This window comes from Paenibacillus farraposensis (genome assembly GCF_020736845.1).
Classification (GTDB): domain Bacteria; phylum Bacillota; class Bacilli; order Paenibacillales; family Paenibacillaceae; genus Paenibacillus; species Paenibacillus farraposensis.
Genome location: NZ_JAFFQR010000105.1, coordinates 102,459 through 122,313 on the forward strand (window position 1 = coordinate 102,459; position 19,855 = coordinate 122,313).

Below are 19,855 nucleotides of genomic sequence, written 5' to 3' on the forward strand. Positions count from 1 at the left end.
AAGTCAAGCGCTTATTAGCTCGAAAAAGCGAGGTCCTCACGTGCCAATCCGGCACGAATGAGGACCTTTTTGCCGTCATGCTGTCGAACCTTGAAGAGCCTCCAACACCGGAGTGAGACTTCCTTCCCCTTTTCAATCCTTCCCTCAAAAACAGCAGGAAACCAAAGGGAAATGGCGAAAATTTAATGTGATGAAATACAATTCGGACGGGTGCCGATGCGGTAACTTTGTTGTTTTACCGATCTTGTTATTCAAAGGAGTGAGGCAAAATGCAAACGACCGAATTTGCGAAAATCTGGTCCAGAATGGCTAAGGATTACAAGGTTCATATGGAGCAGCAGTTGGCTCCATCACTAACTGAGGCTCAGCTTACGGTGCTGGAAGTTCTGAACGAATACGGCCGCATGAAGCCGTCTCAACTGATCCCGTATCTCGCCACCAGCCCTGCGGCGGTTACGATGTTATTGGATCGGATGGAGCGTAATCGCCTGATCACCCGTTTTAGAGACGTAAAGGACCGTAGAATTGTATGGATTGTAATATCGGATCAAGGCAGGGAAGAGGCAGAACGCGGTTTGCGAATCCGGGATGCTTTTTTAGGCTCTGTACTAAACCGGATTTCTCAGCATAATCAGCATCTGCTCGTTTATTTGTTGGGGAAAATTACAACGAAAACGAAGACGTCAGTATCAGCCAATGAAGCTGAGGGGGACAAGGAACAGTTAGAGCAGGCAGAATAATCCCGCCTCTTTATAGCAATACGAACACGCGGATAGATGTGCCTATCAGGGTTCTGGATATTCATAAGCAAATAATTATGAAATTGACATCGAAGGGAATGAATTCACTTGAGCAGTCCTCAAACGACACTCCGGAATAATTTACGCAGGGTACCGATAGCCACACTGTTAAGCGTGACAGCCCTGATTTTAGCGTTTTTCATCAAAAATACGAATGCTTAAAACACCCAACCTCGTCAGCAGCTGGTAGGCAGCAAAAAGGGGCAGACCGCAGTTTCCTCGTCATAAGAACGGAGGAGTTCCATCATTTCTTGCACAAAAGAAGAACCCGGTAATGCATGTTGTCTTGACACATGCACTGCGGGTTCTTTTTGTATTGTATGACGGCGATATTGTCCATTCGATACAGCCGGGCGGAGCAGCTCAATGGAGAGTTTTAAGCATGCTCTCATACAGCGACACGGGCCACCCGCTCCATGGAAATTGGGCGGGTGGCAGCGAATGGAAGCTCATATCCTCCTTGCTGATCGGATGCGGTGCTCCGGCAAGCAGAGACCAAAGAGCGAGCTGCTGACCGGCACGGCTCAGGCTGCCGCCATATTTTTGATCCCCGTAGAGCGGACAGCCAATCGCCTGCATCTGCACACGAATCTGGTGCGAGCGACCGGTGTGCAGTTTAATCTGCACCAGGCTGAGCCCATCTTTTTGCCCAAGCACGCGATACTCCAAAATAGCTTCCTTGGCGCCAGCCGTGCCGGGGCGGACGGCCCGGACGGTGTTCGTGCGGCTATCCTTTAGCAGGTAATGGGTCAGACGGCCTTGCGGGGCCGCGGGAATTCCGTTCAGGACCGCTGTATACATTTTGCGGAAATGGCGACCCCGAACCGACTCTGACAGCCGCGAAGCAGCTTTGGACGTCTTGGCAAAAATCATGGCTCCGCCTACAGGCCGATCCAGTCTGTGGACCAGACCCAAAAAGACGTTGCCAGGCTTATTGTGCCTGATTTTAAGGTCTTCCTTGAGCAACGACAGCAGATCAGGGTCCCCGCTGGCATCCTCTTGCGTCGGAACATTGACGGGCTTTACAACCGCCAGAACATGATTATCCTCGTACAAAACAGGAATGTTCGGTTCTGCATGCCCGTGTGAGGTCATTTCATCTGGAATCATCAGGGAAATTAAGCCTCCCAGCGTCCGAGAATACCGCAAGGTAAATTCAGTCCCGAGCGTGTGATCGGCAATCCGATTTCACCAGCGCTAATTTGCCCGCCGTACTTTCGTTGCATGGTCATGCTCAGCATGTTATGCAGCACGGTGGGGGAAATACCGGTGGTATAGGAGTTGATTAGCATAAACAACGGTTGATCCGAGACAACACTCATGCAAGATTCGAGAAACGGGTACAGGCTTTCTTCCAGCTTCCATGTTTCTCCGTTTGGTCCGCGTCCGTAAGAAGGAGGGTCCATAATAATCGCATCATAGCGATTTCCTCTGCGCTGTTCCCGTTGCACGAACTTGAACACATCGTCTGTAATAAAACGTACCGGACGGTCGGCCAAGCCGGACAAATGTACATTTTCCTTCGCCCACTGTACCATGCCTTTGGCGGCATCCACGTGCACTACGCTGGCTCCGGCATACGCTGCGGCTGTAGTGGCCCCTCCTGTGTAGGCAAACAGGTTCAATACGGAAATTGGTCTGCCTGCACCTTTGATTTTATCCATCATCCAGCTCCAGTTTGCTGCCTGTTCCGGAAAAAGACCGGTATGCTTGAAGCTGGTCGGTTTAATGTGGAATTTAAGCGGTCCGTAGCTGATCGCCCAGCGCTCGGGGATCGGCTTCTTCATATCCCATTGGCCGCCCCCGGAAGAGCTGCGGTGGTAATGCCCATGAACATTGCGCCATTCGGCTGTTTCCTGGGCCAAAGGCCATATAATTTGCGGATCGGGACGACGCAGGACTATATCCCCCCAGCGCTCCAGCTTTTCGCCACCGCCTGTATCCATAACTTCATAGTCTTTCCATCCTTGTGCTACATACATGTACTATCCATCCTTCAGAAGTCAATTCAGGATTCCGGCAGCACGCTGCACAAAAATCCCCATATGGATCTATTGTACAACAAACCTTAACAACAATCGAATGATTCCATCAAAGTGGCAGGAGGTGGACAAGGCGAAAATATTTTTTTCAGATGTACTTGTAATTAGAGCGCTTCCATATTAAAATGAAGTCAATCCTACTTGTACGTACAACTATCCATTTTTCAGTAGAATAATGAAAAATGGAATAGATTGTACGTACATAACATTTCTATTTATTACACAGCTGCAATTATACTTATTTCCTGACAGGAGGAATTTTGAATTATGAAACCGTTTAAATTTTGGTTTGCTATAGGAAGCCAGCATTTGTATGGACCGGAAACGCTAGAACAGGTACAAGAGCATGCCCGCAAAATTGTGGAAGGATTGAATCGCAGCAGTCATTTGCCGTTTGAAGTTGTATTGAAACCTGTCCTGACGAATTCCGACGCAATCCGTCGTTTGATTATCAATGCGAATGGGGATGACCTGTGTGCAGGGATCATGACCTGGATGCATACATTTTCACCAGCAAAGATGTGGATTGCCGGCTTGACGCGTTTGGCGAAGCCTTTGCTGCATCTGCACACCCAATTTAATCGTGACATCCCTTGGGATAGCATTGATATGGATTTTATGAACCTGAATCAATCCGCACATGGTGACCGCGAATTTGGCTTTATCGGTGCACGCTTGGATGTAACACGCAAAGTCGTTGTTGGATATTGGGAAGAAGAAGGTGTTCAAAAACGTATCGGCAGCTGGATGTCTACTGCGGCTGCTTATAGCGAAAGCCAGAACCTCAAAGTAGCACGCTTTGGCGATAATATGCGCGAAGTAGCCGTTACCGATGGCAACAAAGTAACCGCTCAAGCTCAATTAGGCTGGTCGATCAATGGCTATGGTGTGGGCGATTTGGTCGAAATCGTAAATAACGTGACTGAAGGCGAAATCAGTGCATTATTCGAAGAATACAATGAGCTGTATGAATTGTCCGCAGCGGCGAAGCAGCCGGGAGCTGTTCGGGACTCCATTCTGGAACAGGCGCGTATTGAAATAGGCATGAAGAAGTTTTTGAAGGATGGGGACTTCGGCGCTTTTACAACAACATTTGAAGATCTGCATGGATTGAAGCAGCTGCCTGGTCTGGCTGTTCAACGTTTGATGGCTCAAGGCTATGGCTTTGGCGGCGAGGGTGACTGGAAAACAGCAGCATTGACACGCTTGATGAAGCTGATGGCCAACAATGTGGACACTTCCTTTATGGAGGACTACACTTACCATCTGGAGTCAGGCAATGAACTGATTATGGGTTCACATATGTTAGAGGTATGTCCGACCATCGCTGTAAATAAACCGCGCATTGATGTTCAGCCGCTGGGTATCGGCGGCAAAGCCGATCCTGCCCGTCTTATTTTTGCAGGCAAACCGGGCAATGCGCTCGTGGCATCCATTATTGAGCTGAAAGGACGTTTTCGTCTGATTATTAACCAAATCCAGGCGGTAGAAAATAAACACAACATGCCTAAGCTGCCTGTAGCCAGTATTTTGTGGAAACCTGAGCCTTCGCTCGAAGTATCCGCCGAAGCATGGATTCATGCTGGAGGAGCACATCATACGGTATTGTCCTATGCCGTTACTACCGAACAATTGCTGGATTACGCTGAACTGACAGGCATCGAAGCTGTGGTCATTGATAACAACACGAATATCCGCCAGTTCCGCCAGGAACTGCAATGGAATGAATTGTACTGGAGAAATAAATAAGCAGGCTTTGCATAAAAGCTGCTTAGTCATGGACTGGATCAGTGAACAGCCGCAGGATATGCGGCTGTTTTTTGTATGCTTTTTGACATCATAAGAAGCGGCTTTAAAATTTATATTTGACAATGATAATCATTATCAAATATGATTTGGATCATAGGGAATGAAAGCATCCCATATTTCAAAATAAAGGTGAGGGATGAACTTGGGTAAAATCTTGATTGCTTATGCCAGTTTGACCGGTAATACTGAGGAAATCGCGGAATTGATCGCCGAGGGCGTTCGCCAGGCAGGGCATGAGGCGGAGCTAAAGGCTTCTTATGATTGCAACGCAGCAGATCTGCTCGAATACGATGGATTTCTGCTGGGTGTATATACTTGGGGAGACGGAGAGCTTCCTGACGAGTTTTTAGATTTTTACGAGGAACTCGACGAGCTTGATCTGTCTGGTAAAAAGACTGCTGTATTTGGCAGTGGTGACACTTCTTATGAGCAGTTCTGTGGGGCCGTTGATTTGGTCGAGGAAAAAGTCAAAGAACGAGGCGCCTTCGTTATTCAGGAGAGCTTGAAGATCGAATTCAGCCCAATGGAAGATGAAAAGGAGAATTGCCGAGCCTACGGAAGACAATTTGCACAGGCTGGTATTGGAGTGTCTTGAGAAGAGAGTGAGGGATAGGTATGCGGGGTAGCAATAGCTTAAGCGGTTTTCCTCTTCTGCAAGACTATCAGCTTGAGGAGATGTGGAGAAGGCCGCAGCCGGGCCATCCGTCACTGGCAGCACGCGGACGTGAGGGCTGGAATTGGCGGCAGCGGGTTCAATATGCCGTTGGTCACGCGCTAAATGAATACTTTGGAATGGAAGTAGAGGTACGGCGGGAAGTCCCCGTTCAATACGTACTGGAGAAATGGTGGCCCCGGCAACCAAACAGCTTTGAATCGTTGTTTCATTATTGGGATGTCAAAAATAAAGTGACAGGTGAGTTGTCTAAAATCTGTGCCTTTAATAAGGACTTATTGGTACCGGTGATGTTGTACGAACAATTTTGCACGTCCGTGCCTGAGCTCAAGGTCGATATTTCGCTTATTGTGCAGGCGGCCTGGCAGCTATCTGCCGGAGCTGACTCCCTTCTGATTCAAAAGTATATCGTCGACTATAATCCTAACGTTATTCATACATTTCAGCATTTGACGAATGTATTCTGTCACTATGCATTTGGAGCTCTCCCTCAGCTTATTGAAGTATACTGTCTGCTGGAAGGCAAGAAGATTTCTTTTATTCCAGGGCCTTCTTCTTTACGACAATCCCTGGATTATGTACAGCTTTTGCGGGATTCCAGCGAAGATGTTCATGGGAGAACAGAGCGATGCCGTTGTGGCGGTTGCATAGAGCAGCAGCTATCCCAGGATAGCAGTACCACGAGGGACAAAAAGGGGGAGCAGGAGGCGAAGAGCCGTAAAGAACGGTTATTCGGACCGCTGCTTTTTTCTTAGTGTATTTGAGGAATCCTTTACATTTAACGCTGTTTTTGATGTTATGACCTTGGAAACAAGGTCTTTTTTTGCGAAAAAAATTTATGAAAAAAATGAAAATTTGTATTGCCTGAATAGATAAATATATCTATAATGTTTCAATGTACGATAGGTATATGAAAATATTTAAATATGAAGAAGACAGTTTGTGAGCATGAGTTAGCTTGTTCTCGGCATACATAAAATAAATCCTGTCTTTTTTGCATGGTATTTGCCATGCGTTTATTTACGTTCTAAATTTGGTTTAATGGTCTAATATTTCAATTTTAAAATATTAGCGTTGAATAATAAAAATTTTTTTGGACAACAGGGGTGGAACAAGTGAGTAAGAAAACTGTATTGCCAATCCTCATCGTGCTGTTCATTTTGAGCGGTGGAGCTATTGGTTATTATTATTGGTATCAGGCCACACACTTTGTTAAAAGCGACGATGCGCGCATTCAAGCCGATCAGTATAAGGTGATGCCGCAAATCTCCGGAGAAATCAGCCACATTGATGTGGAAGAAGGCGATGTGCTGCAGCGCAATGAACCGATTGCCGAGCAGGATGTGTCTGGACTGGATGCCAGTATGATTAGTAAATCTGTACTGCGTGCGCCGATCAACGGAACGGTCATCAAGATTTATGCAAAGGAGCATGAAATCGGAACACCGGGCAGTGCTGTTGCGACGATGGTTGATATGAACAACCTGTACGTATCCACGAATATTGAAGAAACCGATATTGACCGGATTAAACCGGGACAGCTTGTTGACATTACGCTTGATGCGGCAGGAGATCAGACGATTCAAGGTAAGGTTCGCAAAGTAGGCGAAGCTTCGAATGCCGTATTTTCACTCGTTCCGGCAGTGAACACCAGCGGCAACTTTAATAAGGTAACTCAACGTGTGCCTGTCGAAATTGCTGTGAACAAGCCGAAGGGCCTGAAGCTGATCCCGGGAACGAACGTGGAAGTAAAAATCCATACATCTTAAAAAAGGAGGGGTCCATGTGGCTGCCAATGAAACTGCTGCTGCTCCTTCGACAGATTCCTCCAAAGAACGCTGGCTTGCCTTTTTCGCTATCGTTTTAGGCGCCTTTGTCGCCATTCTGAACAACAGTCTGATCAATGTCGCCATTCCCCGATTGACGACGGATTTAGGATCAACGACGACACGGATTCAGTGGGTTATTACAGGTTACACGCTTGCATCCGGTGTTATCGTCCCGATTACCGGATATATGGAGCAGCGTATCGGATATAAAAAGTTTTTGATTCTTGCGCTCAGCGTGTTCTCGCTGGGGACAGGAGTATGTATTTTTGCATGGAGTGATTCTTCCCTGATCGCGGCCCGTGTGCTCGCTGGTCTGGGCGGCGGGGTTATTATGCCGCTGAGTATGACGATTATTTACAAAATCATGCCGCGTGAACAAATCGGCATGTCACTGGGGATATGGGGGATCGCCGCAATGGCGGCGCCAGCGATTGGACCTACACTGAGCGGATACTTAATTGAGTGGTTTAACTGGCGTTTCTTGTTTATTGTCAGTCTGCCTGTTGCCTTATTTGCCATTTTAATGGTGATTCTTCTAATCAAGGAGCCGCCGAAAGTAAAGCCAAAGCCATTTGATGTGCCGGGCTTTTTGCTGGCTGCAACTTGTGCTGGAACGCTTTTGTATGCTTTGACGAACGGGCAGCGTGACGGCTGGACTTCTTTTGGAATCATATCGCTTCTATTCATTGCTTTCTGGGCACTTGTCTTTCTCATTTATGTAGAGAGCGGCAAGGATAATGCAGTAATTGAGATTTCATTATTCAAGAATTTCAAATATACGATTAGTGTTATTGCCTCCAGTCTGGTCATGATGGGGATGTATGGCGGAACGTTCTTGACACCGTTGTTTTTGCAAAATATTCAGCGTGTGTCCCCGATTGATACCGGTATTATCCTCATCCCACAGGCCATTGCCATGGCGGTCATGATGCCTGTTGCCGGGCGGCTGTTCGATAAGTTCGGCATTGTGCCTCTGGGTCTGGTCGGTCTGACATTAACCAGCTTTATGACCTATCACCTTCATCAGCTTACGCCAGATACTCCGCATGCCTGGTTGGAGACCGTAATGGCATTACGGGGGGTGGGAATTGGTATTTGTATGATGCCATTGTCCACGGTCGGCATGAACGCTGTTCACCCGAGCAAGGTGGCGAATGCGTCTACAGCATCCAATCTGGTACGTACCGTGGCTGCATCGATGGCGATTGCGGTATTGACCGCGATTATGCAAAGCCGGTCGGCAGCTCATGCCCAACAAATTTCGGAGTCCATTACACAAGACTCGGCTCATGTGCTACAAGCGACATTGGGCAGCTCATGGATGTCATCCATCAGTAGTTTAATCACACTGGATGCCACATCAAGAGGCATCGGGGATACGTTCCTCATTTCATCCATACCGCTGTTTTGCACGATTCCGCTAATCTTTTTGTTTATTCAGGGGAAGCGAGCAAAGACACAGCCGGAAGCTGAATAAAGAACTACCAAATATCGACTGGATGGCTTACATTATTTCCACGGACAGAAAGAAAGGGAATTATCATGAAAATATTGAGAGTAGAAAGTACATTAGCGGCTTTGGTCCTCGGCGGCGCAGTGTTAGCGGGCTGCTCCAGTAATAGCGGCGCGGCGCAGGACATGGTTGTTCCGGTCAAGATCACGCAAGCCCAGCAGGGCATGATCGGACAGGGTAACATTTATACAGGTACAGTCACCCCTTCGGAGACGGTAAATATCGTACCTAAAGCAGGCGGTAAAGTGATGGAGCTGCCTGTGGATATTGGCTCAGTGGTCAAAAAAGGCCAAGTGTTGTTCAAACTTGATGACAAGGATATGCAGAACAATGTTGCAAAAGCTCGTGCAGCTGCAGCAGCAGCGGCAGCCGGAGTAAGCAGCGCTCAAGCATCCCATGAATCATCCATGGTCCAAGCCAATTCTGGCCTGGTACAGTCCAAGAGCGGCGTGATTCAATCGCAAAGCGCAATCAATCAGGCGCAGGGCGCTATTAATCAGGCCACTACAGCAGTAGAACAGGCGACACATGGTGTCTCCTCGGCTGCCAACACCGTGAAGCAAACAGGGCAAGCTTTGGCGGATGCACAAAAAAATGTGGCACGTACACAAAGCCTGTTTGATGCAGGTGCAAGCACCCAAGCTCAATTGGAACAAGCCAAAACAGCTGTCGTGAACGCGGAAGCAGCCTATAAAAATGCGCAAAATGCGCAGGCTAACGCACAGGATCAGCTGGTAGCTGCGCAAAAGGCACTCACCACCGCCCACAACAGCTATGATACAGCGAAAAGCAGCTACAGCAATGCCAACAACGGTTACAGCAATGCCCAAGGTCAAGTTAAGGTGGCTCAAAATACTGCGGTTATTGAGTCCAGCCAGCAAGCGCTCAAACAGGCACAGCTGAATGTAAATATCGCACAGGATGCACTAAACGATACTGTAATTACATCACCGATCGACGGTATTGTAGGTACCAAAAATGCAGAGGTCGGCGAAATGGTTTCTGCTCAGGCTCCTGCGCTGGTTATCGCCAATCTGAGTACAGTAAATACGCTGATCTATGTTCCGGCTGAACAGATTAACAATGTTAAAGTAGGAGACAAGGTACAGGTTCGTGTCGCAGCATCCAATATTGTAACAACAGGTACGGTAAAAAATGTAAGCCCGTTAGACGCCAGCGGCAAAGGTTATCCTGTGAAAATCTCGGTCACGAACCCGGATATGAAGCTGAAATCCGGTATGCTGGCTGATATCAGCTTTGTCGCTGCCAATGCACAAGAGGGCATTGTTATTCCTACTGCAGCCGTTCAAAAGGATCAAGGCAAAGAATATGTCTATGTTGTTAATGGAGACCATGCCAAACGCAAGGAAGTAAAAACCGTTCAAACGACAGGCTCCCAAACGCTGGTTACCAGTGGTTTGAGCGATGAAGAGAATGTAATTGTGAATAATCTGGCGTTGCTGTCCGATAACTCACCGATTACAATCAGCCAATAATGTGGTTCAGCATCTACTAAAATAATGAAGCATCATGTGCAGGACAGACCGTAGCAGCCTATGGGTCTGTCCTGTTTTATTTTATTGCACATATATTTTTTACATAGTTTGATGTCGGAAAGAGGCTATTTTTGGCGAACTTTGGTATGATAGGATAGACTAAACCGGAAATAGATCGTTTACTAGATCGAAATTTATTCATTCTCAAATAAATGATCGGGGGAATTGGACTGTGGAAGTTAAATTAGTCGTGGATTTTGATGCTTATGAGGATGGGCAAACGATGGCTAAATTGGTTGAGGAGCTGGCAGCCAAGCCGGAGTGCGCAGAAATCACGGATTTGATTATTGGGGATTGGGGCGGAGCCTATGAAAATTCGCCTGAGGATTTTATCCCGGTGCTGGTAAAGCATAAAGATCAATTTCCGAAGCTGCGCAAGCTGTTTATCGGCGATATGGAATATGACGAGTGTGAGGTATCATGGATTAATCAAACGAATCTGTCTCCGCTGTTAGAAGCGTTTCCAACATTGGAATCCTTTTATGTCAAGGGAAGTCAGGATTTGAGCTTGGAGCCGCTTCGCCATAGCCGCTTACAGGAGCTGGTCATTATTTGCGGCGGTCTGCCGGCCAGCGTCCTTCACCAAATCCACAATGCCGAATTGCCTGAATTGCGCAAGCTGGAGCTGTATTTGGGGGTGGATGAATACGGTTTTGACGGCAGCCTGAAGGATGTTTTACCATTCCTCGACCATAATCCGTTTCCCAAGCTTACATATCTGGGGTTAAAAGATAGTGAATTGCAGGATGAAATCGCGATTGCAGCAGCGAATGCCCCTGTGATCCAACAATTGGAAGTGCTTGATCTGTCCCAAGGGACTTTATCAGATAAGGGAGCAGAGGCACTTTTGTCTAGTGAAAGCATTAAAGGATTGAAGCATCTGGATTTGAACTATCATTATATGTCCAATGAAATGATGCAGCGCTGGAAAAGCACCGGACGATCTGTAAATGTGGACGATCAGCAGAAAGCAGATGAGGAAGATGATTGGCGCTATCCATCGTTGACTGAGTAATTTTACCCGAGAAGATGCATCAGTAACAGATGATGTTCAAATAAAGCGGTTTAAAGTGAGGCGGCTTTTATGGTTGAAATATCCTACACTAGTGCCAGTGAGCCGTTGATTTTATTCGGAAATCCGGGAAACCGTCGAACCACGGGGCTGCAGGAGGCACGTGCGGCATTGAAGCTGGCGCCGGCGGTGGAGGTTTCCTGCAGGGATGTGCTGGCAGCCATTCGGAAGAAATACAGTCTGGGTGAGCTGCTGGCCCGATTGGCTGCTCAGTCTGCGCCAGATCGCGTGGATGGCAGTGTCCATGGGCAAGACAGCATCATTCGGTTGCTGGCAGGGCAAGCGGATTGTAGTCCGCTGCTTCGTCTGGATGCACCGGGCGAAAACTTTGAGATAGAGCGTGAGCTGATCGCTCTGGGCGCGCCGGATGCTGAGGGGGATGATTCGCTCTTGCTATGGCCGGAGCGGACACAGGGCATAGGTATTTCAGCGGCAGAAGCACGGCGTCTGCAAGAGCAGCATGGCCGTATTTGGCACCCGGGACAATGGTTCCGGGGTTATTGCCGTCTGCTGGCCTGGCTGCGCCGGGAAGCGGCTCTGCTATGGCCCTTGTCACGCTGGATGAATGATCCGGCGGAAGTGGCCGTGATGTTCGATAAGCGGCGCTGCAGCCTCGTATTGGACAAGGCGGGGATCAGGGTTCCGCCAGCGTTGTCACCATCAGGTGCAGCATTTGGCGACACTGCCGATTTGCACACGGCCATGAGGGAGAGCGGGTTTCACCGCATATTTGTAAAACTATTTTGCGGTTCCGGCGCATCTGGCGTCATGGCCTACCAGATACATCCGCGGACACAAGCCGAGCTGGCTGTAACGACGATTGGCACAGAAATCGTACAGGGACAGCGCGTGTATTACAATGCTGGACGCTTGCGCCGCTATACAGATAAGCAGGATATTCATGCCATTCTGAACTGGCTTTGTATGGAAGGCATCCACGCGGAACGCTGGATTCCCAAAGCGACGCTGAACGGACGCGTCTATGACGTTCGTCAGCTCGTGTGCGGAGGAGAGGCTTGCCATGCGGTATTGCGTTTGAGCCGCAGTCCCATTACAAACCTGCATCTAAGGAATGAGCGGCTTTTACTGGAGGAAGCCGGCTTGCCGCCGGATACGGTGCAATCCATACAGCTTACTGCGGAAGCGGCCATGAGTGCTTTTCCTGCCTCTATGGTAGCTGGGCTGGACGTACTGGTTCCGGCTCATGGCGGTCGTCCCTACGTGCTGGATGTAAATCCGTTCGGTGACTTGCTATACCGGGTGAAGCATCAAGGCAGGAATCCGTATGAATGGGAAATGCTGCATCTCTAGCCGTGGAAGTACAGTTTGGAAAGGAAAGACGGATAATGACTGATATGAACCAAATTGTCGGCTCTCATGATATTGTCATGATTACACTCGATACGTTGCGATATGATGTAGCAAAGCTGGAGGAAGAGAATTGTCCGAATTTATGCGGCTCCGGGCCATGGGAAAAACGCCATACACCCGGCAGCTTTACTTATGCTGCACATCATGCTTTTTTTGGCGGATTTTTACCGACTCCGGCGAATACGGTTAAAAGTTCTCATATCCGGCTGTTTCATACGAAGGATACAGGACTACGCACACATCCGGACACCTGGCTGTTTGATGCTCCGGATATCGTGTCCGGGCTGGCGAATGAGGGCTATCGGACCATCTGCATCGGGGGTGTTATTTTTTTCACGAAGAAAAATAAGCTGGCCAAGGTGCTGCCGGGGTATTTTCAGGAAAGCTACTGGCGTATGACGTTTGGCGTTACGAATCCCCGTTCGACAGAGCATCAGGTGAATCATGCCTTGAAGCTGCTGGAGAAGGCAGATCCTGCACAACGTTTGTTTTTGTTTTTGAATGTATCAGCCATCCACGGGCCTAATCATTATTTTGTGAAGGATGCCGTCAAGGATTCGGTAGAGTCTCAACGCGCGGCCTTGCGGTATGTGGATCAGGAGCTTGGCAGCTTGTTCGATGCTTTACGGAATCGGGGCAACACGTTTTGTATGGCTTTTTCCGATCACGGTACGGCATACGGAGAGGATGGCTACGAAGGGCATCGGCTGGCCCATGAGGTTGTATGGAATGTGCCTTATCGCGAATTTATTTTGTAAGGCTAATTTATTTTGTAAAGCTAAAGAAATATGAACTGCACTGGTAAAAGGATCAGAAATGATTCCAGCGCGAGGAGGGAGCAGAAATGAAAGCCATGATTGACCCTGCCCACTGGGCACGCACGATCCGTGAAGCTCCCTACCGCTCCTATTTGTACTCTTATCCGCACAAAACGGCTTATCGTGCATTTGATAGACCACTTTCATTGCAGGAGTTGTGGGAGAAGGAGGAACTGGAGAGCTATTTTTTGTATATGCATATTCCATTTTGCGCGGCTCGCTGCGGATTTTGCAATCTGTTCACCTTGCCGGACAAGCGGCTGGATGTACACAAGGAGTATGTCGATGCGCTTGCAAGACAAGCCCGGCAATGGGCGCCCATTATGGGCGGACGGCCCTTTTCGCGTTTTGCCATCGGCGGCGGTACACCAACCCTGCTGGAGGCCCCATTGGTCGAACGCCTGTTTGATATTGCCGAGAATGTGCTGGGGCTGGATTCCAGACATGCTTCTATTTCGGTGGAGACTTCTCCTGATACGGTGACCGAGGATCGGCTGGAGGTGCTCAAGCTCCGCGGAACAGACCGTGTCAGCATGGGAATTCAGAGCTTTGTCGAATCAGAGAGCGCTGCCATCTATCGGCCACAAAAGCCCAAGCTTGTGCGTGAAGCACTCGCACGACTGGTAGAATACAATTTTCCTCTGCTGAACGTGGATTTGATCTATGGTCTGCCTGGCCAAACGGTGGACACCTGGCTGTATTCTCTGGAGGAAGCCCTGTCTTTCTCACCGGGGGAAATTTTTCTGTATCCGTTATACGTTCGGGAAAATACGATTTTAAAGCCAGGTTATACCGGACTGGAGCATGATATTCGTCTAAGCTTGTACGAAGCGGCACGCGAAAGACTCAAGCAGGCAGGTTATATCCAATATTCCATGCGCCGTTTTGCTAAAGATGATGCTGCGCCAGGCAAGGAGCTTTTGCCATATAGCTGTCAGGAAGAAGGCATGGCTGGCCTGGGTTGCGGTGCACGCTCTTATACGCGCAATGTCCATTATGCCAGCCGGTATGGTGTCAGCGCAGCAGCTACACGCAGTATTATCGCAGACTACGTGGCTGCGGAGCGTCATGATCTGGCTGACTACGGCTTTATTTTAAATGAGGACGAGCGCAAACGGCGCTTTATTTTGAAGGCGCTGCTGCACCGGGAAGGTTTAAAGCTGTCTGCCTACGCTGAGCGCTTTGGTGTATCCCTCCCGGAAGATTTTGCTGGAATGCCGCTGCTGCTGGAATCCGGTATGGCAATCATTCAGGAAGGCACGCTTCGGCTCACGGAGGAAGGAATGGCCTATTCTGACGCGATCGGGGACTGGATGATCTCTACAGCAGTACGCGAACGCATGGAAGGGTATGTAGGATCATGAAAGCAACCCTATACTACCGTGGTTCGTTAACTTCATGCAACTATGCTTGTCCTTACTGCCCGTTCAGCAAAAATGTGGATAGCCGGGCGACGCTGAACAAGGACCGGGCGCAGCTGGAGCGTTTTGCCGTTTGGGTGCGAGAGCAGGGGGCTTTGGGACATCGGCTGTCCATCTTTTTTAATCCGTATGGAGAAGCTCTGATCCATTCCTGGTATCGCAGCACCATGATTGAGCTGTCTCATATGGAGCATGTAGAAAAAGTAGCGGTGCAGACGAATCTATCGACTAAGCTCGATTGGACGCAGGAGCTGAACAAACAGACCGCTGCGATGTGGGCTACATATCACCCGGGAGAGACGAAAGAGCAGGCTTTTATCTCACAGGCCATGAAGTTGTATGAGCTTGGTATTCAGTACAGCGTTGGTACGGTCGGATTAAGACAGGCATTCCCGGCGATTCGTTCTTTAAGATCACAGCTTCCAAAGGATGTTTATTTGTGGATTAACGCCTACAAGGATCGACCCCATTATTATTCCAACGATGAGGTGGCTGAGCTGACTGCAATCGATCCTTATTTTCATTGGAATCTGCAGGATTACAGCAGTCAAGGGCGGGCATGCCGGGCTGGAGAGGATGTATTTTATGTCCAGGGTGATGGACGGGTAAAGCATTGCTATCAGGATCGACGTGTGATTGGACACCTATACAGAGACGGTCTCGAAGGTCTGAGCACCAAGCGCCCGTGCCGGATGGAAAAATGCGGCTGCTATATCGGTTATATCCATATGGAAGAGCAGCCGTTTCGGGAAATGTACGGTAACGGTTTGCTCGAAAGGGTGCCGCATGCACAGGTAACTTCGGGTTCATACGTTTAGTGTTCATGCAATTAAAAAAGAACCGACCCTTGCATCAAGCGAAGGTCGGTTCTGCTGTCAGATCTGGACAATAGCCGTAATTTCTTCATCCAGATCCAATTGGACTTGCTCGCGATAAGCGCGAATATCATATTCGGAGTGCAGGTATCGCAGGATAGCTTCAATCATATTCGCCTCTACCAAATACTGACTGCGGCCTTGTACATGAACTTCTGCTGTAAATCCTGTATCCTCTTCCCAGCTTAGTTCCACCACCACATCAGTAGGCTGAACGCCTTTGCGTTCAGCCATATGCAAACAAATGGCATTAACAATTTCATCCATGCTCAAAATCATAGCTTAGTAACGTCCTCCACGGGAATCGTCAGGTCTGCGGCGATTTTTAATTGCGCGATAGATGCCTACACCAATCATAATCAGGACGTATATGGCAAGAACGTTAATGGCCAGGCCGAGCAAGCTGCCGAGTGCGCCCATGTTGCCGAACAATCCGCCAAAGAGCATACCTGCTAACCCGCCGATCATCATGCCTTTGAGGAAGCCGCCACCACCGCCAAGGAATCCACCGGTTCTGTTAGCATTGCCCGTAGCTGCGCCGGATTTGGTTCCACTGTCAGACTTATTGATGCCGCTGCTGTCACTCGCCTTGTTTGGTGTAGTTTGATATGATCTTGGACCGGATTTAAATCCGCCGCCTCGTCTTGCATCAGCTGTAGATGGTGTAACCATGGCAATCAGCAACGTAAAAGCCATCATCAGCATCATCATATTTTTCAATGTAAATGTTTTCTTCATGTAAATATAATCCCCCTCAGTAATGTGGTTTGATATAGGTCAACAACCGCTTACCCGTAATACGAAACGAATGGAAAAGGGTTTCAAAAAAATTTAAGTTTTTAAAAATTTAATTACCTCAATACTTGAATTCTATGTCTATCCTGACCAAAGCATTCAGCCTTATGGTTTAAGGCTGAACGGATTGGTGTCCGATCTGATGTCCCCGGCAAGCAGCATGCGAAGAACAAGCTGACACCATTCCAAGCCCGCCTTGGCGTTCATAAGCCCTTTTTGGACTAAAATGTAGTCGCCAAAGTTTTTGCTGCCAAAATGCAAATCTTCTGCAGGAATGTCCTTTAATATATTCTCCAGATGCTGGATTTTCTCGATGAAATGGCGTTTGCGTTCCTCCAGCATGCGGTTGGCACTGCTTTTGTCCGTCAGCCAAAGACAGAACAGTCGCAGGCTTAATTCATCACGTGTAACGGGAGCAGCCAGCGATTCCTGGGACCATTGCTGAAGCATATGGATTCCCTTATCGGTAATGGTATACATTTTTTTATCAGGCTTGTCGGACTGCTGAATCCAACGGGAAGCTAACAGTCCCTTGTTCTCCATGCGAGATAGCAGCGGATAAATCTGGCTGTGCTTGGCCTGCCAAAAAGGCTGAATGCGCAGCATCAGGTCATATCCGGAGGATTCCTCTCTGGCGAGAAGCCCCAACAGGCCATACGATAGTAAATTCATCAATCTTATCTCCTTCGTCCATTATAGTAACGGTTGTAACAGCTCTGCGGCAGCTATTCTGCAACTTCATAAGAAGTCTACACTGAAACTGTATGGTTTGACAACTTTCAGACAGGTCATTCATAGGAAAGCCACAAATGGCTATTCATCATCTGGACGAATACATTCTTTTTGCATAAAAAAAGTAGTTTAAGACCGTATATACGATCTTAAACTACTTTGGGTTTCAGTCCTGCTTTCGTTGTTTATCCCATTCAAGTGGAAAGCTTATTGCTGATTTCCATCAACGATCAGCGTCAGCTCTCCGGTGCCCGGATGTATGACCATCCCGTGAACAGGTGTATTGGGTGGGAGAAGAGGGTGGTTTTTAATCAGTTTCACAGTACTTCTGACCCCTTCCTCGATATTGTCAAAACCTTTCAGCCATTTGTTCAGCTTGATTCCCGAGTGCTCCAGCGTATTCAGCACTTCCTGTGAAATTCCGCGCTCAAGCATTTCATTGATCATATGGTCGGCATCCAGCGCGGCCATCCCGCACTCGTAATGGCCCACGATTACAACCTCGTCTGCTCCCAGCTCATACAGGGCGACCAACACACTACGCATGACACTTCCAAAAGGCTGGGAAATAATCGCGCCCGCATTTTTGATAATTTTGACATCGCCATTGCGCAGGTTCATGGCTTTGGGGAGTAACTCGGTTAGCCGAGTGTCCATACAAGTAATTATGACCATCTTTTTGTTAGGGAACCTACCCGTTCTATAGGCTTCGTATTCTTTGTTTTCTACGAAAACGCGATTGTATTCCAAAATTTCTTTGATGTTATTCACGATTATTCCCTCCAAATACTTATTATTTTTTAATAATGATTAGCGATAGACCAGTATGGAAGAAGCCTAATTCCGGTCAGCACAGGCCGTAAATCAGGCTTTACTTCACATCGGTATGTATGGTCTGACGTCTTTTAAATGTTTATCAGAAGCAGACCGTGCAGTTGTGTGTTGATTATACTTTTTAATATCATTATCATCAAGTATAAGCGTTGTAAAGTTTTATCCATTTTTAGTTAAAGAGGTGACCTTAATTATGGAGCAACAGACGTTGGATCAATTGGCGGCATTAAAGGAACTTTCCCGTAAAATCAGCAGTTATGGCGAAGCAGTAGGGCTGCTGCATTGGGATTTGCGTACAGGTGCTCCACGTAAAGGTGTTGACCTTCGTTCGGAGACGCTGGGCATGCTGTCCACTGAAATGTTCAAGCTGATGATCTCGGATGAAATGGGGCAATTGCTGCAATATTTTGCCGCAGAGGATAAGTTGAAGCAGCTGGAAGACAATGATCGCAGACTGGTGAAGGAATGCCGCAAAGATTATGACCTGAATCGTTCCGTTCCGGCAGATCGCTATCGGGAATATAGTGTTCTTGCAGCGCAGGCGGAGAGCAAATGGGAGGAAGCGAAGGAACATAGCGATTTTGCCGGATTTGAACCGTTTCTGTCCAAAATTGTGGATATGAAGCGGGAGTTCATCGGCTACTGGGGGATCAAGGACACGGAATATGATACGCTTTTGGATCAATATGAGCCGGGTATGACCGTTGAGAAGCTGGACGCAGTGTTTGATCGGCTTAAAAAACGTCTTGTGCCGCTGTTGTCCAAAATTCAGGCTTCACCTAGCCAGCCGGATAAAAGCTTTCTGGTCGGTGTGTTTGATGTAAAACAGCAGGAGAAGTTCAGCCTGTTTATTTTGGGGCAGATGGGTTATGATTTTGCCGCAGGACGTTTGGATGAAAGTGTGCATCCTTTTGCGACCGGATTAAATCCGGGTGATGTACGCATAACAACACATTATTTGCAAGATGATGTGACCAGTGCTATCTTCAGCTCATTGCATGAAGGCGGTCATGCGCTGTATGAGCAAAATATGGCTCCTGAACTGGCAGGTTCACTCCTGTCCGGAGGAACCTCAATGGGGATTCATGAATCCCAGTCTCGTCTGTGGGAAAACATGATTGGACGCAGTCGCGCATTCTGGGATCGATATTACGATGAGCTGCAAAAGCATTTTCCGGATCGCTTGTCCAAGGTTACGGCAGAGCAATTTTACCGGGCTGTTAACCGTGTGGAAAATTCCTTAATTCGTATTGAAGCGGATGAGCTGACATATAATTTACATATCATTATCCGCTATGAAATTGAAAAAATGCTGTTTAATGAAAAGCTGGATGTGAAACGTCTTCCAGAGGTGTGGAATGCGAAGTATCAGGAATATTTGGGGCTTGTTCCGCCCAATGACGGACTGGGTGTACTTCAGGACGTCCACTGGTCCGGCGGTGACTTCGGCTATTTTGCTTCTTATTCGCTCGGCAATATGTATGCAGCGCAAATTTTGGCGACGCTGCGCAAGGAGCTGCCGAACCTGGATGAGCTGATCGCTGCCGGAGAGCTTGAGCCGATCAAGCAGTGGTTGACCGAACGGATTTACCGCTTTGGCAAGAGCCGGACGCCATCCGAACTGATTGTAGCGATTACAGGCGAGGAGCTGAACCCGGATTATCTTGCCGACTATCTGGAACAAAAATACACATCCGTATACGAACTGTAATGTG

The 19,855-nt window shown here is 48.1% G+C and carries 19 protein-coding genes and 1 pseudogene; 14 read left to right on the forward strand and 6 right to left on the reverse strand.

What is annotated here, in order from left to right:
• The first annotated feature begins 269 nt into the window (after positions 1–269).
• Positions 270–740, forward strand: a complete 471-nt coding sequence (locus JO375_RS16860; protein WP_229525552.1) for a MarR family winged helix-turn-helix transcriptional regulator — start codon at positions 270–272, stop codon at positions 738–740.
• Between the two features lie 50 nt (positions 741–790).
• Positions 791–880 (forward strand): annotated as a pseudogene (locus JO375_RS24825) (MarR family winged helix-turn-helix transcriptional regulator); the annotation flags it as partial.
• A gap of 283 nt (positions 881–1,163) precedes the next feature.
• Here the strand turns inward: JO375_RS24825 and JO375_RS16865 are convergent.
• A complete protein-coding gene (locus tag JO375_RS16865) occupies positions 1,164–1,910 on the reverse strand; it encodes an RluA family pseudouridine synthase (protein ID WP_229525553.1) in 747 nt (248 codons plus the stop codon).
• Between the two features lie 8 nt (positions 1,911–1,918).
• A complete protein-coding gene (locus JO375_RS16870; RefSeq protein ID WP_229525554.1) occupies positions 1,919–2,782 on the reverse strand; it encodes a class I SAM-dependent methyltransferase in 864 nt (287 codons plus the stop codon).
• Positions 2,783–3,109: 327 nt separating this feature from the next.
• Here JO375_RS16870 and araA point away from each other — a divergent pair, with 327 nt between their 5' ends.
• From araA to JO375_RS16925, 11 genes are all read left to right on the forward strand, one after another.
• Complete coding sequence (gene araA / locus JO375_RS16875) at positions 3,110–4,591, forward strand: L-arabinose isomerase (protein WP_229525555.1); 1,482 nt, start codon at positions 3,110–3,112, stop codon at positions 4,589–4,591.
• A gap of 196 nt (positions 4,592–4,787) precedes the next feature.
• Positions 4,788–5,246 (forward strand): flavodoxin, encoded by a 459-nt coding sequence (locus tag JO375_RS16880; RefSeq protein ID WP_229525556.1) that lies wholly within the window; start codon positions 4,788–4,790, stop codon positions 5,244–5,246.
• A 20-nt stretch (positions 5,247–5,266) separates the two neighbouring features.
• A complete protein-coding gene (locus tag JO375_RS16885; protein WP_229525557.1) occupies positions 5,267–6,079 on the forward strand; it encodes a hypothetical protein in 813 nt (270 codons plus the stop codon).
• A 360-nt stretch (positions 6,080–6,439) separates the two neighbouring features.
• A complete protein-coding gene (locus tag JO375_RS16890; protein ID WP_229525558.1) occupies positions 6,440–7,093 on the forward strand; it encodes an HlyD family secretion protein in 654 nt (217 codons plus the stop codon).
• 16 nt (positions 7,094–7,109) lie between these two features.
• Entirely contained in the window at positions 7,110–8,630 is a 1,521-nt protein-coding gene (locus JO375_RS16895; protein ID WP_229525559.1) for a DHA2 family efflux MFS transporter permease subunit, read from the forward strand.
• Positions 8,631–8,695: 65 nt separating this feature from the next.
• Positions 8,696–10,162, forward strand: a complete 1,467-nt coding sequence (locus JO375_RS16900; RefSeq protein ID WP_229525560.1) for an efflux RND transporter periplasmic adaptor subunit — start codon at positions 8,696–8,698, stop codon at positions 10,160–10,162.
• A 232-nt stretch (positions 10,163–10,394) separates the two neighbouring features.
• Positions 10,395–11,237: an STM4015 family protein gene (locus JO375_RS16905; RefSeq protein ID WP_229525561.1), complete on the forward strand. Its 843-nt coding sequence runs from the start codon at positions 10,395–10,397 to the stop codon at positions 11,235–11,237.
• 69 nt (positions 11,238–11,306) lie between these two features.
• Positions 11,307–12,605 (forward strand): STM4014 family protein, encoded by a 1,299-nt coding sequence (locus tag JO375_RS16910; RefSeq protein WP_229525562.1) that lies wholly within the window; start codon positions 11,307–11,309, stop codon positions 12,603–12,605.
• Between the two features lie 35 nt (positions 12,606–12,640).
• Positions 12,641–13,423, forward strand: coding sequence for an STM4013/SEN3800 family hydrolase (locus tag JO375_RS16915; RefSeq protein WP_229525563.1), 783 nt, complete (start codon positions 12,641–12,643; stop codon positions 13,421–13,423).
• Positions 13,424–13,509: 86 nt separating this feature from the next.
• On the forward strand, positions 13,510–14,847 hold the full coding sequence (locus JO375_RS16920) for an STM4012 family radical SAM protein (protein ID WP_229525564.1): 1,338 nt from the start codon (positions 13,510–13,512) through the stop codon (positions 14,845–14,847).
• Entirely contained in the window at positions 14,844–15,722 is an 879-nt protein-coding gene (locus JO375_RS16925; RefSeq protein ID WP_229525565.1) for an STM4011 family radical SAM protein, read from the forward strand. The genes JO375_RS16920 and JO375_RS16925 overlap by 4 nt, the downstream gene beginning before the upstream one ends.
• 57 nt (positions 15,723–15,779) lie before the next feature.
• Here JO375_RS16925 and JO375_RS16930 read toward each other — a convergent pair whose 3' ends face one another.
• From JO375_RS16930 to JO375_RS16945, 4 genes are all read right to left on the reverse strand, one after another.
• Positions 15,780–16,058 (reverse strand): YxcD family protein, encoded by a 279-nt coding sequence (locus JO375_RS16930; RefSeq protein ID WP_229525566.1) that lies wholly within the window; start codon positions 16,056–16,058, stop codon positions 15,780–15,782.
• A 3-nt stretch (positions 16,059–16,061) separates the two neighbouring features.
• Positions 16,062–16,517, reverse strand: coding sequence for a hypothetical protein (locus tag JO375_RS16935; RefSeq protein WP_229525567.1), 456 nt, complete (start codon positions 16,515–16,517; stop codon positions 16,062–16,064).
• A 162-nt stretch (positions 16,518–16,679) separates the two neighbouring features.
• The gene (locus tag JO375_RS16940; RefSeq protein ID WP_229525568.1) at positions 16,680–17,246 is read right to left on the reverse strand and encodes a PadR family transcriptional regulator; all 567 of its coding nucleotides are present in this window, start codon (positions 17,244–17,246) and stop codon (positions 16,680–16,682) included.
• 267 nt (positions 17,247–17,513) lie between these two features.
• The gene (locus tag JO375_RS16945; protein WP_229525569.1) at positions 17,514–18,077 is read right to left on the reverse strand and encodes a beta-class carbonic anhydrase; all 564 of its coding nucleotides are present in this window, start codon (positions 18,075–18,077) and stop codon (positions 17,514–17,516) included.
• A gap of 256 nt (positions 18,078–18,333) precedes the next feature.
• Here JO375_RS16945 and JO375_RS16950 point away from each other — a divergent pair, with 256 nt between their 5' ends.
• On the forward strand, positions 18,334–19,851 hold the full coding sequence (locus JO375_RS16950) for a carboxypeptidase M32 (RefSeq protein ID WP_229525570.1): 1,518 nt from the start codon (positions 18,334–18,336) through the stop codon (positions 19,849–19,851).
• The last annotated feature ends 4 nt before the right edge of the window (positions 19,852–19,855 follow it).

Bases quoted from the DNA above. Each gene is read 5' to 3' on its own strand.
- JO375_RS16915 (WP_229525563.1), top strand. From the start codon at position 12,641: ATGACTGATATGAACCAAATTGTCGGCTCTCATGATATTGTCATGATT.
- JO375_RS16930 (WP_229525566.1), bottom strand. From the start codon at position 16,058: ATGATTTTGAGCATGGATGAAATTGTTAATGCCATTTGTTTGCATATG.
- JO375_RS16910 (WP_229525562.1), top strand. From the start codon at position 11,307: ATGGTTGAAATATCCTACACTAGTGCCAGTGAGCCGTTGATTTTATTC.
- JO375_RS16870 (WP_229525554.1), bottom strand. From the start codon at position 2,782: ATGTATGTAGCACAAGGATGGAAAGACTATGAAGTTATGGATACAGGC.
- JO375_RS16950 (WP_229525570.1), top strand. From the start codon at position 18,334: ATGGAGCAACAGACGTTGGATCAATTGGCGGCATTAAAGGAACTTTCC.
- JO375_RS16865 (WP_229525553.1), bottom strand. From the start codon at position 1,910: ATGATTCCAGATGAAATGACCTCACACGGGCATGCAGAACCGAACATT.
- JO375_RS16935 (WP_229525567.1), bottom strand. From the start codon at position 16,517: ATGAAGAAAACATTTACATTGAAAAATATGATGATGCTGATGATGGCT.
- araA (WP_229525555.1), top strand. From the start codon at position 3,110: ATGAAACCGTTTAAATTTTGGTTTGCTATAGGAAGCCAGCATTTGTAT.
- JO375_RS16940 (WP_229525568.1), bottom strand. From the start codon at position 17,246: ATGAATTTACTATCGTATGGCCTGTTGGGGCTTCTCGCCAGAGAGGAA.
- JO375_RS16860 (WP_229525552.1), top strand. From the start codon at position 270: ATGCAAACGACCGAATTTGCGAAAATCTGGTCCAGAATGGCTAAGGAT.
- JO375_RS16925 (WP_229525565.1), top strand. From the start codon at position 14,844: ATGAAAGCAACCCTATACTACCGTGGTTCGTTAACTTCATGCAACTAT.
- JO375_RS16920 (WP_229525564.1), top strand. From the start codon at position 13,510: ATGAAAGCCATGATTGACCCTGCCCACTGGGCACGCACGATCCGTGAA.
- JO375_RS16900 (WP_229525560.1), top strand. From the start codon at position 8,696: ATGAAAATATTGAGAGTAGAAAGTACATTAGCGGCTTTGGTCCTCGGC.
- JO375_RS16880 (WP_229525556.1), top strand. From the start codon at position 4,788: ATGAACTTGGGTAAAATCTTGATTGCTTATGCCAGTTTGACCGGTAAT.
- JO375_RS16885 (WP_229525557.1), top strand. From the start codon at position 5,267: ATGCGGGGTAGCAATAGCTTAAGCGGTTTTCCTCTTCTGCAAGACTAT.